Source organism: Metapseudomonas phytobenefica, assembly GCF_043392685.1.
In the GTDB taxonomy this organism is placed as follows: Bacteria; Pseudomonadota; Gammaproteobacteria; order Pseudomonadales; family Pseudomonadaceae; genus Metapseudomonas.
Map to the genome: position 1 here is coordinate 22,117 of NZ_JBHZGM010000044.1, position 14,392 is coordinate 36,508.

Annotated in this window: 15 protein-coding genes and 1 riboswitch; of the genes, 7 read left to right on the top strand and 8 right to left on the bottom strand. The window is 64.9% G+C overall.

Annotated elements, in window-relative coordinates; genetic code table 11:
• Positions 1-262 precede the first annotated feature (262 nt).
• Positions 263-1,945: a fatty acid--CoA ligase gene (locus ACFW0B_RS24035; protein WP_449151475.1), complete on the bottom strand. Its 1,683-nt coding sequence runs from the start codon at positions 1,943-1,945 to the stop codon at positions 263-265.
• A gap of 179 nt (positions 1,946-2,124) precedes the next feature.
• Here ACFW0B_RS24035 and ACFW0B_RS24040 point away from each other — a divergent pair, with 179 nt between their 5' ends.
• Positions 2,125-3,300 (top strand): thiolase family protein, encoded by a 1,176-nt coding sequence (locus tag ACFW0B_RS24040; RefSeq protein WP_449151476.1) that lies wholly within the window; start codon positions 2,125-2,127, stop codon positions 3,298-3,300.
• A gap of 136 nt (positions 3,301-3,436) precedes the next feature.
• Here ACFW0B_RS24040 and ACFW0B_RS24045 read toward each other — a convergent pair whose 3' ends face one another.
• Positions 3,437-4,066, bottom strand: coding sequence for a LysE family translocator (locus ACFW0B_RS24045; RefSeq protein ID WP_449151477.1), 630 nt, complete (start codon positions 4,064-4,066; stop codon positions 3,437-3,439).
• A gap of 81 nt (positions 4,067-4,147) precedes the next feature.
• On the opposite strand from ACFW0B_RS24045, the gene ACFW0B_RS24050 reads away from it, so the two are divergent.
• From ACFW0B_RS24050 to ACFW0B_RS24070, 5 genes are all read left to right on the top strand, one after another.
• A complete protein-coding gene (locus tag ACFW0B_RS24050) occupies positions 4,148-5,110 on the top strand; it encodes a 2-hydroxyacid dehydrogenase (RefSeq protein WP_449151478.1) in 963 nt (320 codons plus the stop codon).
• A gap of 51 nt (positions 5,111-5,161) precedes the next feature.
• Complete coding sequence (locus ACFW0B_RS24055; RefSeq protein ID WP_449151479.1) at positions 5,162-6,160, top strand: methyltransferase; 999 nt, start codon at positions 5,162-5,164, stop codon at positions 6,158-6,160.
• A gap of 87 nt (positions 6,161-6,247) precedes the next feature.
• Positions 6,248-7,723: an amino acid permease gene (locus tag ACFW0B_RS24060; RefSeq protein ID WP_449151480.1), complete on the top strand. Its 1,476-nt coding sequence runs from the start codon at positions 6,248-6,250 to the stop codon at positions 7,721-7,723.
• Between the two features lie 48 nt (positions 7,724-7,771).
• Positions 7,772-7,891, top strand: a riboswitch (yybP-ykoY riboswitch).
• 95 nt (positions 7,892-7,986) lie between these two features.
• Positions 7,987-8,568 carry a TMEM165/GDT1 family protein gene (locus tag ACFW0B_RS24065; protein WP_449151488.1) on the top strand — a complete coding sequence of 194 codons (582 nt, stop codon included), beginning with the start codon at positions 7,987-7,989 and terminating at the stop codon, positions 8,566-8,568.
• A gap of 140 nt (positions 8,569-8,708) precedes the next feature.
• Entirely contained in the window at positions 8,709-9,152 is a 444-nt protein-coding gene (locus tag ACFW0B_RS24070; protein WP_449151481.1) for a ketosteroid isomerase-related protein, read from the top strand.
• A gap of 16 nt (positions 9,153-9,168) precedes the next feature.
• On the opposite strand, the gene ACFW0B_RS24075 is transcribed toward ACFW0B_RS24070, so the two are convergent.
• The 5 genes from ACFW0B_RS24075 to ACFW0B_RS24095 form a co-directional block, all read right to left on the bottom strand.
• Entirely contained in the window at positions 9,169-10,152 is a 984-nt protein-coding gene (locus ACFW0B_RS24075) for an NAD-dependent epimerase/dehydratase family protein (RefSeq protein ID WP_449151482.1), read from the bottom strand.
• Positions 10,153-10,267: 115 nt separating this feature from the next.
• On the bottom strand, positions 10,268-11,086 hold the full coding sequence (locus ACFW0B_RS24080) for a M48 family metallopeptidase (protein WP_449151483.1): 819 nt from the start codon (positions 11,084-11,086) through the stop codon (positions 10,268-10,270).
• A gap of 314 nt (positions 11,087-11,400) precedes the next feature.
• On the bottom strand, positions 11,401-12,015 hold the full coding sequence (locus tag ACFW0B_RS24085) for an SOS response-associated peptidase (RefSeq protein ID WP_449151484.1): 615 nt from the start codon (positions 12,013-12,015) through the stop codon (positions 11,401-11,403).
• A gap of 24 nt (positions 12,016-12,039) precedes the next feature.
• Positions 12,040-12,300, bottom strand: a complete 261-nt coding sequence (locus tag ACFW0B_RS24090; RefSeq protein ID WP_449151485.1) for a putative signal transducing protein — start codon at positions 12,298-12,300, stop codon at positions 12,040-12,042.
• Entirely contained in the window at positions 12,300-12,482 is a 183-nt protein-coding gene (locus tag ACFW0B_RS24095; RefSeq protein ID WP_151136808.1) for a CPXCG motif-containing cysteine-rich protein, read from the bottom strand. The genes ACFW0B_RS24090 and ACFW0B_RS24095 overlap by 1 nt, the downstream gene beginning before the upstream one ends.
• Positions 12,483-12,588: 106 nt before the next feature.
• Here ACFW0B_RS24095 and ACFW0B_RS24100 point away from each other — a divergent pair, with 106 nt between their 5' ends.
• Positions 12,589-13,752 carry a 1-acyl-sn-glycerol-3-phosphate acyltransferase gene (locus tag ACFW0B_RS24100; RefSeq protein WP_449151486.1) on the top strand — a complete coding sequence of 388 codons (1,164 nt, stop codon included), beginning with the start codon at positions 12,589-12,591 and terminating at the stop codon, positions 13,750-13,752.
• A gap of 64 nt (positions 13,753-13,816) precedes the next feature.
• On the opposite strand, the gene ACFW0B_RS24105 is transcribed toward ACFW0B_RS24100, so the two are convergent.
• Entirely contained in the window at positions 13,817-14,101 is a 285-nt protein-coding gene (locus ACFW0B_RS24105; RefSeq protein ID WP_449151487.1) for a hypothetical protein, read from the bottom strand.
• Between the last annotated feature and the right edge of the window lie 291 nt (positions 14,102-14,392).

The following is a 14,392-nucleotide window of genomic DNA, read 5'->3' on the forward strand; positions in this document are numbered from 1 at the left end:
CATGTGTTTTTTGTTATTGATGCTTGCGGACTATAGCCAGCGGGTATTAGCGCTTGATCCCTCGAAAGTGTGATTTGGAACCCCCAGGTACTCTGGCTCGCACCTTCCGACGGACTAGTCCGATCCTTCGGTAGAAAAGATAGCCAGTTATTTTCAGAAAGCAGCAATTAACAAGCCAAGCGCTTGCTTGGTTGCCTGCGCAAAGAAAAGCCCAGGCCGCGAAAAGCGCGGACTGGGCCGGGGTAAAGCGAATCGGAGCGGGTCAGAGCGCAGAGAGGAATGTGCTGCCGGCGGCCTGCCATTGGGCGATGTCGACACGAATGCGTTTCTTGTCCAGCTTGCCCACGCTGGTCTTGGGAATTTCAGTAACAAGCGCGATCTGGCTGGGAATTGCCCACTTATTGATGTGACCTTGCTCGACGAATGGTTTGAGGTGCTCCTTCAATCCCTTGGCGTCGAGGGTCTGGTTGTCACGAACCACCACCAGGGCGAAGGGACGTTCGCCCCACTGCGGATCGGGCACTCCGACCACCGCCACTTCCCGCACCGCCGGGTGGCGGCTGATCAGGTCTTCCAGTTCCAGGGAAGAGATCCACTCACCGCCGGTCTTGATCACGTCCTTGATGCGGTCGCGGATATCGATGTAGCCCATGCCGTCCAGCGTGGCCACGTCCCCGGTGTGCAGCCAGCCGTGTTCCCAGAGTTCCTCACTCTTCTGCGCTTCGTTGAAATAGCCGTAGGTCAGCCAGGGGGCTCGCAGTACCAGTTCGCCCTGGGATTCCCCATCCACCGGCTGGAACTGGCCATCTGCGTCCATGATGGCCGCCTCCACCAGCGGCACCGGCACGCCGGCCTTGATGCGGTAGGTGATGCGCTCGTCTTCGCTGCCGGCCAGCAGCTCTTCATTCAGGTGCGCCACCGAGATCAGCGGGCAGGTCTCGGACATGCCGTAGGCGGCGGTGAGCTGGATGCCACGGGACTTGGCAGCTTCGTACAGGCTGCGATTCAGCGCGCTGCCGCCGATGATCATCTTCAGGCCGCCGAAGTCGTATCCCTGGGCGGTGGGCGCGTTCAGCACCATCTGCAGGATGGTGGGCACGCAGTGGGAGAAGGTGACCTTTTCCTCGCGGATCAGCTTGCAGAGCATGTCCGGCTCGTAGCGGCCGGGGTAGACCTGCTTCACCCCGAGCATGGTGGCCACGTAGGGCACGCCCCAGGCATGCACGTGGAACATCGGGGTGATGGGCATATAGATGTCATTGGTGCCCATCAGGCGGATGCTGTCCAGCGCGCCGACGGTGGACGCCATGGACAGGGTGTGCAGCACCAGCTGGCGGTGGGTGAAGTACACGCCCTTGGGATTGCCGGTGGTGCCGGTGGTGTAGAAGGTGGTGGCTACCGAATTTTCATCGAAGTCGGGGAAGTCGTACTTCGGACTGGCGGCGGCCAGCAGGGTCTCGTACTCGCCCACCAGGTTCGGCAGGTCGGCGTCATGGTCGCTGCCGTCGGTGAGCAACAGGGTCTTTTCCACCGTGGTCAGTTGGCCGCCGATGGCCTTGAAGATCGGCAGGAAATCGCTGTTGACCAGCACGAAGCGGTCATCGGCGTGGTTCATGGTGTAGAGGATCTGGTCCGGCGAAAGGCGGATGTTGATGGTGTGCAGCACGGCGCCGATCATCGGGATGGCGAACATGCACTCCAGGTAGCGATGGCTGTCCCAGTCCATCACGGCGACCGTGTCGCCGGCCTTCACCCCGGCCTCGGTGAGCACGTTGGCCAGGCGCGCGACACGCTCGTTGAAGGTGGCGTAGCTGTAGCGCATGCGGTCGCGGTAGACGATCTCGCGGGTCTTCTCGAAGCGGCTGCCCGACATCAGCAGGCGCTTGATCAGCAATGGATAGATGTAGGCGTTGTCGGCGGGCTTGATGACGCGGGTCTGTAGCATGAGTCGCACCTGGTGAGGTCAGAGAGCTTTTTGTTGTTCCCGACTTTAGGCCTCTTGGTCCAGACGCAAATCAGTCAAAAGAGTGATTTGAAGGGTGACTCTTTTTAGCCTTTCGGTCACAGGATAGAATCCGCAGCTCCGGCCGGTCGCGGCCCTTAATCCACATAGGTAGGTTCGAGATGTCCGATATCGTTATCGTCAGTGGCGCCCGTACACCCATGGGCGGCTTCCAGGGCAGCCTGTCCGGCGTTTCCGCCGTGGACCTTGGAGCGCTGGCCATACGTGAGGCGGTCAGCCGCGCCGGCATTCAGCCGGCCGATGTGCAGGAAGTGATCATGGGCAACGTCCTGCCCGCCGGCCTCAAGCAGGGCCCGGCCCGCCAGGCGGCGCTGAACGCCGGCCTGCCCGCCGCCACCGGCTGCACCACCATCAACAAACTCTGCGGCTCCGGCATGAAGGCCGTGATGCTGGCCCACGACCTGCTCAAGGCCGGCACCAACTCGGTGATGGTGGCCGGCGGCATGGAAAGCATGTCCAACGCCCCCTACGTGCTGGAAAAGGCCCGTACCGGCCTGCGCATGGGCCACGGCGAAATCAAGGACCACATGTTCCTCGACGGCCTGGAAGATGCCCGCACCGGCCGCCTGATGGGCTCCTTCGCCCAGGAAACCGCCGACAAGTACGGTGTCACCCGTGAAGAGATGGACGCCTACGCCATCGAATCCCTCAAGCGCGCCCAGGCCGCCATCGCCGATGGCTCGCTGGCCGCCGAGATCGTCCCGGTGACCGTGACCACCCGCAAGGGTGAGGTGGTGGTGAAGGACGACGAGCAACCGCTGACCGCCAACCTGGACAAGATCCCGGGCCTGAAGCCCGCCTTCCGCAAGGACGGCACCATCACCGCGGCCAACGCCAGCTCCATCTCCGACGGCGCCAGCGCGCTGGTCCTGATGACTGCCGAAGAAGCCGAACGCCGCGGCCTCAAGCCCCTGGCGAAGATCGTCGGCCACGCCACCCAGAGCCAGGACCCGGCCGAGTTCACCCTGGCCCCCATCGGCGCCATGACCAATCTGTTCAAGAAGACCGGCTGGAACAAGGACGACGTGGACCTGTTCGAGATCAACGAAGCCTTCGCCATGGTGACCATGCTGGCCATGCGCGAACACGGCCTGGACCACGCCAAGGTCAACGTCTACGGCGGCGCCTGCGCCCAGGGCCACCCGGTGGGCTCCACCGGCTCGCGCCTCATCGTCACCCTGATCAACGCCCTGCGTAACAAGGGCGGCAAACGCGGCATCGCCTCGCTGTGCATCGGTGGTGGCGAGGCGACTGCAGTGGCGATCGAGCTGCTGTAAGGGCCGTTGCCGGTAGAAAGAAGCGCAGCCCTGGCTGCGCTTTTTTTCACGGAGCATCAACACACGGCCTTGCAGAAGCCTGTGGGCGAATTCATTGGCGAATGAATTCGCCCACAGTAAGAGAGCATCAGGCCGATTATTTCAGTTCGGTAAAGGCCAGCTTGATCCCCAGCCCCACCAGTACGGCGCCCATCAGCCGGTCGAACCAGTGCCCCATGCGCGCGAAGCCGGCGCGCACCCGGCGCTGGCTGAACAGCATCGCCACCAGGCAGAACCAGGTGGCGGTGGCGAAGGCCAGGTAGACACCGTATCCGGCCTGGATGGCCAGCGGCGTGTGCGGGTTGATGACCACGGTGAAGAGCGACAGGAAGAACAAAGTCGCCTTGGGGTTCAGGCCGTTGGTGACAAAACCGGTGACGAAGGCCCCGCGCGGGCTGCGTTCACCGGCCATCAGCGCGGCCTCGGCGGCAACCGGGTCGGCGGGCCTGGCGCGCAGGGCCTTGATGCCGATGTACAAGAGGTAGGCCGCCGCCGCCCATTTCAGCGCGTTGAACAGCATGATCGACTGGGACACGATCAGGCCGATGCCCAGCAACGAATAAGCCACATGCACGAAGATCCCGGTGCCTACCCCCAGCGCGGTCCAGGTACCGGCGCGGCGTCCGTGGGCCACGCTCTCGCGCACGACGATGGCGAAGTCAGGTCCGGGACTGGCCACGGCCAACAGGTGGATCAGGGCAACGGTGAGGAATTCCGTCCAGTACATGCAACCTCCAATGGATGTGACGGGAGCTGTTAGGCTGGCAACCTTACGCCCCCCAACGCAGCCGCAAAAGGTACAGCTCGCATGAACAGCAGTCGCGCAGTCTTCCTCGATCACGCTTCCCTCGACCTTGGCGACCTCGACCTGGCCCCCCTGCGCCGCGCCTTCGGTGAACTGGCGCTGCACGCGCAGACCGCTGCCAAAGAGGTGACCGAACGCCTGCGCGGCGCCCAGGTGGCGATCAGCAACAAGGTTCGCATCGACGCTGCAACCATGGCCGCCAGCCCGGAGCTCAGGCTGATCCTGGTGGCCGCCACCGGCACCAACAACATCGACCTGGAAGCGGCCCGCGCCCATGGCATCACCGTTTGCAACTGCCAGGCCTACGGCACGCCGTCGGTGGCCCAGCACACCCTGGCCCTGTTGCTCGCCCTGGCCACCAGCCTGCCGGACTACCAGGCAGCCGTGCGCGCCGGCCGTTGGCAGCAGGCCAGCCAGTTCTGCCTGCTGGACTTCCCCATCTTCGAACTGGAGGGCAAGACCCTCGGCCTGCTCGGTCACGGCGAACTGGGCGGAGCAGTGGCACGGCTGGCGGAAGCCTTCGGCATGCGCGTGCTGCTGGGCCAGCTACCGGGACGCCCGCCCCGCGCCGACCGTGTGCCGTTGCGTGAACTGCTGCCCCAGGTGGATGCGCTGACCCTGCACTGTCCGCTCAACGAGCAGACCCGCGACATGATCGGCGCTGCCGAACTGGCCCTGATGAAACCCGGCGCCCTGCTGGTGAACACCGCCCGTGGCGGCCTGGTCAACGAAGAGGCCCTGGCCGCCGCTCTGCGCAGCGGCCACCTGGGAGGGGCCGCCACCGATGTGCTGACCCAGGAACCCCCGCGCGATGGCAACCCGCTGCTGGCCGCCGACATCCCGCGCCTGATCGTTACCCCGCACAGCGCCTGGGGCAGCCGCGAGGCGCGACAGCGCATCGTCCTGCAGCTGGCCGAGAACGCCACAGCCTGGTTCAAGGAATCGCCCGTCAGAGTTGTCGGATAATTCCCACAAGACCCTGATAAAATTCGCTGCTTTTATCAGGATCTTCTTCAGATGGACCCACGCAGCGAAGTCCTGCTCCGCCAGGCCGAACTGTTCCAACGCCCGCTGTTGCTGGCCGGGCTGCCGGCTGACGACCTGCTCGGCACCCTGCCCCAGGCCAGCGGCTGGAGCTGGCACGCCGGCGACCAGGCCGCCCTGGAAAGCCGCTTCGCCGGACGCAGCCAGTTCGGTACTACGCCACCGGCGCATGCCTTCGAGGCCGCCGTGTTGTTCCTGCCCAAGTCGCGTGAACTGACCGACTACCTGCTGGCCGCCCTAGCCGCCCGCCTGCCTGGCGGCGAGCTTTTCCTGGTCGGTGAGAAACGCGGCGGCATCGAGAGAGCCGCCAAACAGCTGGCTGCTTTCGGAAAGCCGCGCAAGCTGGACAGCGCCCGTCACTGCCAGCTCTGGCAGGTGACGGTCGAGCAGGCTCCCGCAGCCCCCGACCTGGAAGCCCTGGCCCAGCGCTACAGCCTGGACCTGGCCGATGGACCGCTGGAAGTGGTCAGCCTGCCCGGCGTGTTCAGCCACGGCCGCCTGGATCGCGGCAGTGCCCTGCTCCTTGCGCAACTGGACGACTTGCCCAGCGGCCACCTGCTGGACTTCGGCTGCGGCGCCGGGGTGCTCGGCGCAGTGCTCAAGCGGCGTTATCCACAGAACCGCCTGAGCCTGCTGGACGTGGATGCCTTCGCCGTGGCCAGTAGCCGCCTGACCCTGGCCGCCAACCACCTCGAGGGTGAGGTGATCGCCGCCGACGGTATTCACGGCGCCCCCGAAGGGCTGGCTGCCATCGTCAGCAATCCCCCCTTCCATCAGGGCGTGCACACCGACTACCAGGCCAGCGAGGACCTGCTGCGCGAAGCGCGCAATCACCTGCTGCCCGGCGGAGAACTGCGCATCGTGGCCAACAGCTTCCTCAAATACCCCCCGCTTATCGAGTACCATCTCGGCCCCTGCCAGACCCTCGCCGAGGGAGATGGCTTCCGCATCTACCGCGCCCGCCGGGGCTGACCGGCGGGCCCTGGCCCCTTTTTCCTATTCAAGCGGCATCCGATAGCCGCCCTCCCCCGGTTTCGGCCGGGGGACCTGGAGATATTTGTGACTGATCTGAACATCGCCAGCGCCACTCCCGCCAAGGATGGCCTGCACCGCTCCCTCAAACCCCGCCACCTGAACATGATCGCCATCGGCGGCTCCATCGGCACCGGCCTGTTCGTCGCGTCCGGCGCCACCGTGGCCACCGCGGGTCCCGGCGGTGCGTTGCTGGCCTATGCGCTGATCGGCCTGATGGTCTACTTCCTGATGACCAGCCTCGGCGAAATGGCCGCGCACATCCCGGTTTCCGGCTCGTTCAGCACTTATGGCAGCCGTTTCGTCGACGATGGCTTCGGCTTCGCCCTGGGCTGGAACTACTGGTACAACTGGGCGGTGACCATCGCCGCCGAACTGGTGGCAGCGCAGCTGATCATGAGTTTCTGGCTGCCGGACGTACCGGGCCTCTATTGGAGCGCCCTGTTCCTCGGCCTGATGTTCCTGCTCAACTTCGTCTCGGTGAAGGGCTTCGGCGAGAGCGAGTTCTGGTTCGCACTGATCAAGGTGGTGACGGTGGTGGTGTTCATCGGCATTGGCCTGGCCACCATCTTCGGCATCATGGGCGGCATCGAGTCGCCGGGCTTCAGCAACTTCACCCAGGGCGAGGCGCCCTTCGTCGGCGGCCTGCAGGCCATGGTCGGGGTGGCGATGATCGCCGGTTTCTCGTTCCAGGGCACCGAGCTGATCGGCATCGCCGCAGGCGAATCGGAAAACCCGAAGAAGAACATCCCCATCGCCATCCGCCAGGTGTTCTGGCGCATCCTGCTGTTCTACATCCTGGCGATCTTCGTGATCGGCATGCTGGTCCCCTACAGCGAACCGAGCCTGCTGAAGAATGATGCCAGCGACATCAGCGTGTCGCCCTTCACCCTGCTCTTCGAGCGCGCCGGCTTCGCCGCTGCCGCCAGCGTGATGAACGCGGTGATCCTCACCGCCATCCTCTCGGCCGGCAACTCGGGCATGTACGCGTCCACCCGCATGCTTTACAACCTTGCTCTGCAGGGCAAGGCGCCGAAAATCTTCGCCAGCCTGTCCGCCAGCGGCGTGCCGCGCAATGCGCTCTACGCCACCACCCTGGTGGGTGCGCTGTGCTTCTTCACCTCCATAGTCGGGGACAGCACGCTCTACACCTGGCTGCTGAACACCTCGGGCATGTGCGGCTTCATCGCCTGGCTGGGCATCGCCATTTCCCATTACCGCTTCCGCAAGGGCTACCTGATCCAGGGCGGACGCCTGGCCGACCTGCCCTATCGCGCCAGGCTGTTCCCCTTCGGCCCGCTGTTCGCCTTCACCCTGTGCCTGCTGATCACCCTCGGGCAGAACTACCAGGCCTTCTTCGGCGAGCGCATCGACTGGGCCGGCCTGGCCGCCACCTACATCAGCCTGCCGCTGTTCCTCGCCATCTGGCTGGGCTACCGCCTGAAGAAGGGCAGCAGCCTGGTGAGCTATGCGGAAATGGACGTGCGCGGCGGCGACAACTGACCGCCCGGAATTTCGCCCTTGCCGGGGCAACCCGGCTTGTGCACAATGCGCCCCGTCCTAGGGGAGTAGTCTCCCGCGAGCGCCCTGCTCGCCCGGCATGCGTCAACACACTTGGTCCACAGACCATGGCGCATGCGACCCGGAACCTGAACAGACAGGTCCGCGGTTTGACAAGACCTATGACACACACAACCTGACCCGGGGCGGGCAGATTGCGTGTGTCATGGTGATTAGTCGACCCGCCCCCCGTAGGAACCCTGATGCTGGAATCCCTCTTCGTCCCGACACTGATCGTCGCGCTCGCTGAAATCGGCGACAAGACGCAGCTGCTCGCGCTTCTCCTCGCCGCCCGCTTCCGCAAGCCCTGGCCGATCATCTGGGGCATAGTCGCCGCCACCCTGGCCAACCACTTCGCCGCCGGTGCCGTGGGTTCCTGGGTCGCCAGCTTCTTCTCCCCCGCCACCCTGAGCTGGATCCTCGCCGCCTCCTTCGCCGCCGTCGCCGCCTGGACCCTGGTCCCGGACAAGCTGGATGACGACGAAGAATCCGGCCTGAAGAAATACGGCCCCTTCGTCACCACCCTGATTGCCTTCTTCCTCGCCGAGATGGGCGACAAGACCCAGGTCGCCACGGTGATGCTGGCCGCCCAGTACCCACATTTCGTCATGGTCGTCATGGGCACCACCCTTGGCATGCTGATCGCCAACGTACCGGTGGTGCTGGCCGGCAACTTCGCCGCCGATCGACTGCCGCTGGCGCTGATCCGTCGCCTGGCCGCCGCAGCCTTCGCCGCCCTGGCCGCCTACGCCGTCTACGAAGCCCTGAAGCTCAGCGCAATTATCTGAGCGCTCGAGTGAAACCATGCCCGTCGTCGCGTGCGGCTGACGGGCATCGCCGCACGCTTCACCCGGCGGCGCTTCGGCCAATGGCGGCCCTAGCCGAATCGGTAAAGTGGCGCGCTGGATCAAGCGCAAGGGAGCGCATCATGTCACTGGACGATATGAAGCGGCTGGTTCGCCAGCACATCGAGCTGTCGTGGAACAAGGGTCGCCTGGCCCTGGCCGAGCAGCTGCAGAGCAAGGATTTCCTCTACAAGAGTTCTTTCATCAGCCGGCCCTTCACCAGCAACGACTACCGCAAGATGGTGGCGAACATTCGCGAGGCCATGCCGGATTTGGAAGTCGTGATCGAGGAGTGCATCGCCGAAGGCAACAAGGTGGTGACCTGGTGCACCCTGATCGGCAGCATCCAAAAGCCCGCCCTGGGCTATCCGCCCAGCGACAAGGTGCTGAGCATCTCGGCCATGGCCTTCTGGACCTTCAACAGCCTGGGCGAGGTGCAGGAGATCTGCACCATGTTCGACATGGAAAGCTTCCGCGCCCAGTTGGGCCTCTCCACCCAGCACCTGGCCGAGAAAGCCCTGCCCTGATCAGCTCGCAAGGCGCCTAGAGATAGCCGTTGCTGCGGAACCAGGCGATGGTGCGCTCGAGCGTGACCTCCAGCGGCGTTTCGGCAACGAAGCCCAGCTCGTGGCGCGCCTTGCTGCCATCGAGGAACTGCCCGCCGGCCATGACCGCGATGGCGGTGTCATCCAGCCTGGGCAGCTCGCCCGACATGCGGAATCGCAAGCGCCCGAGCACCGCCATGCCCTTGGCCAGCGCCAGCGGCATGGGCTGCGGAGGCTGCACGCCGAGCAGCCTGGCGATGCGCTCGGTCAGCTCGGCCATCTCGATGTTCCGCCCGGTGAGCAGATAGCGCTCGCCCACCCGCCCCTTCTCCAGCGCCAGCAACAGGCCGCGTCCGGCATCGGCGGCATCTATCAGGTTGCGCCGGCCGGGGACGTAGTGGGTCATCCAGCCTTGCGCCATGGCAGTGATGAGGCGTCCGGTACTGGGGCCGACGTCGAACTCCCCCAGGCACATGCCAGGAATGCCGATGATCACCGGCAGACCGCTGCGCGCCTGCTCGCGGGCCTGTTCATCCAGGGCCCACTTGCAGAGCAGGTAGGCATTCTTCCAGCGCGGCATCCCCTCGTAGAACAGCCCTTCGTGGCCGGGCAGGCCTTCGGGGTGGCGCGGCAGGGCGATGGCCGCGCCGGTGTAGAGGATGCGCGGCACATGGGCAGCAAGGCAGGCGGCGTAGAAATGATTGGTTTCATCGAGGGCGCTGGCGACTTCTTCCTGCCAGCGGCGCGGACGCTTCGGGTAGCTGGCAGCGCAGAAGATCACACCGTCCAGCCCGGTGAGGGCGCGGGTCAGGCCCGCATGGTCGAGCAATTCGGCAGCCCGGCATTCGGGCTCCAGGTAGGACAGTCTTTCGATCCGTGAAGACGGCCGGTGAATCAGCACCAACTGGTGCCCCGCGTCCTTCACCGCCCGTGCCGCGTGATGGCCGAGCAGCCCTGTTGCTCCAAGTACGGCGATTTTCACTGCAACTCCTCATCCGCTGGAGATTCGCCACCCCGAAGCGTCCGGGGTGGCGGCAAGCAGTCTAGAACGCGGGCTGCCGGGATGCCAGGCGGGGGGCATCCCGGCAACCGGGGCCTCAGCGTTGGCCCTTGGCTTGCTGGTACAGCGGCATCACTTTCGGAATGGCCGCCTGCAGCGAGGCCATGCGCGAACTGGACGACGGGTGGGTACTCATGAATTCCGGCGGCGCGCCGCCCCCGGCCTGCTCCATCTTCTGCCAGAGGGTGATGGCGGCGTTCGGGTCGTAGCCGGCGCGCGCGGACAGTTCCAGACCGATCAGGTCGGCCTCGTTCTCGTTGGAACGGCTGTTGGGCAGGGTCATCAGGTATTCCACCCCCGCATTGGCCACCCCCAGGCCGGCCTGGCCGACGCCCAGCACCGAGCCGATCTGGTTGGCCATCTGCACGCCGTAGGCCTTGGACATGGCTTCGCGGCTGTGCTCGCGCAGGGCATGGGCGATTTCGTGGCCCATCACCGCCGCCAGCTCGTCGTCGGTGAGCTTGAGCTTATCGATCAGGCCGCTGTAGACGATGATCTTGCCGCCCGGACCACAGTTGGCATTGAGCTCGTCGCTGTCGATGACGTTGGCTTCCCAGGCCCATTGCGCTGCGTCCGGGCGGAAGGCCGGGGTCTGCGCGATCAGGCGCTTGGCGATGGCATCGACACGGCGGGCGTCGCTGCTGTTCTTGTCCAGCACGCCTTTCTGCTGGGCTTCGCTCAGGGTCTGCTGATAGGACTGCGCGTACATCTGGTTGAGTTCGCTGCTCGACAGCATGCTGAACATGTACTGCTTGCGCTCGACGCCAACCGCTCCGCCACTGGTGGTGTTGACGGCCTGGCATCCTGCCAGGAGAAGGGCCGCGGTCAGCCCGGACAGGTAAAACAGCTTGGCCATGTTGGCTCTCCATCGTTTCGCAAGATCGGTAATGCTACGGCTGGCCTGTGAGGTGGGCAACCGCGTCGCATGTAGACAAGCCGGCAACGCTATTGACTGCAGCGGCGACTCAGGAAATTTCACTGTGCGGCCAAGGCTGGAGGCAGTGCCTACGGGCAATGCAGCCGCTTGCAACACTTGAAGCAGACATGGCCTTTGCTTTTATGGGGGGACGATTGATTCGCCAAGCAGGCCGAAGGTCTGCCCTTCGAAGTCCGATGGGGCAGCTGCGCTGCCCTTGGCGAATGAATTCGCCCCTACGAAGTCGGGCAGCCTCAAGCCGGCGTCAGACACTCCGGCCCATCGAGCTTCGGATCGTTCACCAGGTTGGCCAGGGCACGTTCGCGCAATTGCGGGCCGGGACTGGTCAGCAGTTCGAGCAATTGCATCGACGTCGAGTCGGCAGCGAGCCAGAGGCGCTGCGCTTGTTCGTCCAGCACCAGCGGACGGCGCAGGTCAACGACCGGCCGGGTGACCATGGCCAGGCTGAGGTATTCCACATCCCCCGCCGGGTAGACCTCCCAGAGCCCGGCCATATACAGGGTCCCGCCCTCGGCGCTGATCCAGTAGGGCCGCTTGCGCACGCCACGCCATTCATAGAAGCCATTGGCCGGGATCAGGCAGCGCCGCGAGCGGAAGGCTTCGCGGAACATCGGCTGGTCGGCCAGGGTTTCGGCGCGGGCGTGGGAGGGTGTTTTCGTCAGGTCTGTGAGCCAGGCCGGGGTCAGCCCCCAGCGGGCCATGTCGGCACGGCGCTGGCCGCCCAGCTCGCGCAGCATCAGCACCCGACCGCCTGGCGCAAGGTTCCAGTGCGGCTGGTGATCGGCAGGGAATCCGGGAAGGGCCGCCAGCGCGGGCGTCCAGCGGAACAGGGCGAAGCGTCCAGACATTGGGTAGCCAGTTCGGGTCGGGGATCAGCAGAGCAGAGTGCCGGGGTAACTGTCGGGCTCCTCGCCCGCCAGGGGTTGCGCGGCATTGTACGCGGCGATCAGCCCGCTGGCGTGTTCGGCATCCTCGTCTTCGACCAGCAGGCCGAGCAGCCCGAACGCCGGCAGCTCCCCGATGCCGCCCAGCAGGTGGCCGCCGGCCAGATGCGCCTCTACGCCTTCGCTGGCCAGCATGCCCATCAGCAGTTCCGCTTCGATCAGATCCCTGGGCTCATAGATGCGCCGCATCAGTCATCCTCCCGACGAACCTCCAGACTCCACTCGCGGCCATCGGTCCAGAGCAGGAACAGGATGGGCCGGCAGCACACCGGGCAATCCTCGATGTATTGCTGGTCGCCACCAGAAAGATCCAGCACGGCTTCGGCCGGCTCGCCGCAGTAGGGGCATTGATAGCCCTCCGTTTCCAGCATCCCCGCCTCCCTTGTGACTTGCCTGTATAATCGCCGGTCTACTTCAGGCTCCGTACTGCGGGGCCTCCACCTTTTTACCCAGCCGATTCCAGAACAAGAGTGACCAATGGGCGAATTTGAAGCCATCCGACCCTATGACGATGCCGAGGTCCCGACGGTGCTTGCGCGCCTGTTCGCCGACGACGCCTTCCTCGGCACCCTCACCCGCTATCGTTTCCCGAAGCTGGCGGGCCCGCTGGGCTGGCTCCTCAAGCCTGTTATAGCTCATCGGCTGCGTCGCGAGTTCGCCAGCATCGATTCGGTCGCCGCGCTGCAGGACCGCATCGAACCCTATGTGGACAACACCATCGAGCGCGCCACCGACGGCGTGACCTACTCGGGCGTGGAACGCCTGAAGCCTGGCACCGCGTACCTGTTCCTGGCCAATCACCGCGACATCGTGATGGACCCGGCCTTCGTCAACTACGCCGTGTACCACGCCGGCCTGCCGACGCCGCGCATTGCCATCGGCGACAACCTGCTGCAGAAGCCCTTCGTCAGCGACCTGATGCGCCTGAACAAGAGCTTCATCGTGCACCGCAACCTGGCCGGCCGCCGCGAGAAGCTGGCGGCCTTCCAGTTGCTGTCGGCCTACATCAACCACTCGATCTGCAAGGACGGCCAGTCGATCTGGATCGCCCAGGCCGAAGGCCGCGCCAAGGACGGTAACGATCGCACCGATTCGGCGATCCTCAAGATGTTCCACATGAGCCGCAAGGACGAGCCGTTCTCGGACGTGATCCGCGACCTGCACCTGATCCCGGTATCCATCAGCTACGAATACGATCCCTGCGACCTGGCCAAGGCCCGCGAGCTGCAGATCCGCGCCAGCACCGGCAGCTACGTCAAGGCCCCGGGTGAGGACGACGCGAGCATCGCCCTGGGCATCACCGGCTACAAAGGCCGTGTGCACATCGCTTTCGGCAGCGAGATGGGCAGCACCAGCGACGATGCCAAACAACTGGCCCAGGAAATCGACAAACAGATCCTCGGCGGCTACCGGCTGTTCCCCGTGCATTACCTGGCATACGCCATGTGGAGCGAGCGCGATCCCGAGTTGAACGTGCCGACGGCGGCCGAAGTCTTCGGTGCGGACGAGCTGGCCCGTGCCCAGGCCGAGTGGCAGAAACGCCTGAGCGCCTGCCCGGAGGTACAGCGCCCGTACCTGATCCAGCAGTACGCCACCCCGGTGCGCAACCAGTTCCGGATCAAGGCCGGACTGCCGCTCTGATTCGCATCGAGATTCGGCACAAAAGAAAACGGCGACCCGGAGGTCGCCGTTTTTCATTGCGGGCTCAGATCCGGGTACTGGCCCAGGAGACGCCAAGGGCCACGGCCAGGCTGAAGTAGCCGAAGGCATAGAAGAAGCGATTCAGGCGCTGCGCCGACTCATCCTGGACACCGGGGCCCTCAACCTCTTCCAGCTCGCTTTCGGCGGCCAGACGGGCGATGGAGCGTTGTTCGCGCCAACGGGTAGCCAGCAGTACCCAGGCGCCAGCACATGCAAAGAACAGCGCCAGGCCATTCACGACCTGGGTGGGGTGGGCCAGAAACATGGCCCAAAGCGCCTGCAGCGACATCTCGAACTCCGCTTCAGGGGGTGCAGCCGTGCACACAACCTGCAAGACAAGGAACAGTCCGCCCTGATTCCGGGCGGTTCTCGGGGTGCGCAGAGTTTACAGAAACCGACCGGTCAACTGATGGACCTTCCGACGAATGCCGCCTCTTTCCGGCCGGAAACGAAAAAGCCCGGCGCTTGGCCGTAATGCTGTTCACTTTAGAGGAGCAGCCTTGCGATCTACCGGATAGCGGGACTTGGAGATCTTCACCGTCCTTGGTCTCGAGGGCCTTGGACGGTGATCCAGAAACAA

Coding starts and splice junctions, on each gene's coding strand:
- ACFW0B_RS24090 (WP_449151485.1), bottom strand. CDS start 12,300: ATGCGGCGCATCTATGAGCCCAGGGATCTGATCGAAGCGGAACTGCTG.
- ACFW0B_RS24100 (WP_449151486.1), top strand. CDS start 12,589: ATGGGCGAATTTGAAGCCATCCGACCCTATGACGATGCCGAGGTCCCG.
- ACFW0B_RS24070 (WP_449151481.1), top strand. CDS start 8,709: ATGTCACTGGACGATATGAAGCGGCTGGTTCGCCAGCACATCGAGCTG.
- ACFW0B_RS24050 (WP_449151478.1), top strand. CDS start 4,148: ATGAACAGCAGTCGCGCAGTCTTCCTCGATCACGCTTCCCTCGACCTT.
- ACFW0B_RS24095 (WP_151136808.1), bottom strand. CDS start 12,482: ATGCTGGAAACGGAGGGCTATCAATGCCCCTACTGCGGCGAGCCGGCC.
- ACFW0B_RS24040 (WP_449151476.1), top strand. CDS start 2,125: ATGTCCGATATCGTTATCGTCAGTGGCGCCCGTACACCCATGGGCGGC.
- ACFW0B_RS24045 (WP_449151477.1), bottom strand. CDS start 4,066: ATGTACTGGACGGAATTCCTCACCGTTGCCCTGATCCACCTGTTGGCC.
- ACFW0B_RS24085 (WP_449151484.1), bottom strand. CDS start 12,015: ATGTCTGGACGCTTCGCCCTGTTCCGCTGGACGCCCGCGCTGGCGGCC.
- ACFW0B_RS24105 (WP_449151487.1), bottom strand. CDS start 14,101: ATGTCGCTGCAGGCGCTTTGGGCCATGTTTCTGGCCCACCCCACCCAG.
- ACFW0B_RS24055 (WP_449151479.1), top strand. CDS start 5,162: ATGGACCCACGCAGCGAAGTCCTGCTCCGCCAGGCCGAACTGTTCCAA.
- ACFW0B_RS24080 (WP_449151483.1), bottom strand. CDS start 11,086: ATGGCCAAGCTGTTTTACCTGTCCGGGCTGACCGCGGCCCTTCTCCTG.
- ACFW0B_RS24035 (WP_449151475.1), bottom strand. CDS start 1,945: ATGCTACAGACCCGCGTCATCAAGCCCGCCGACAACGCCTACATCTAT.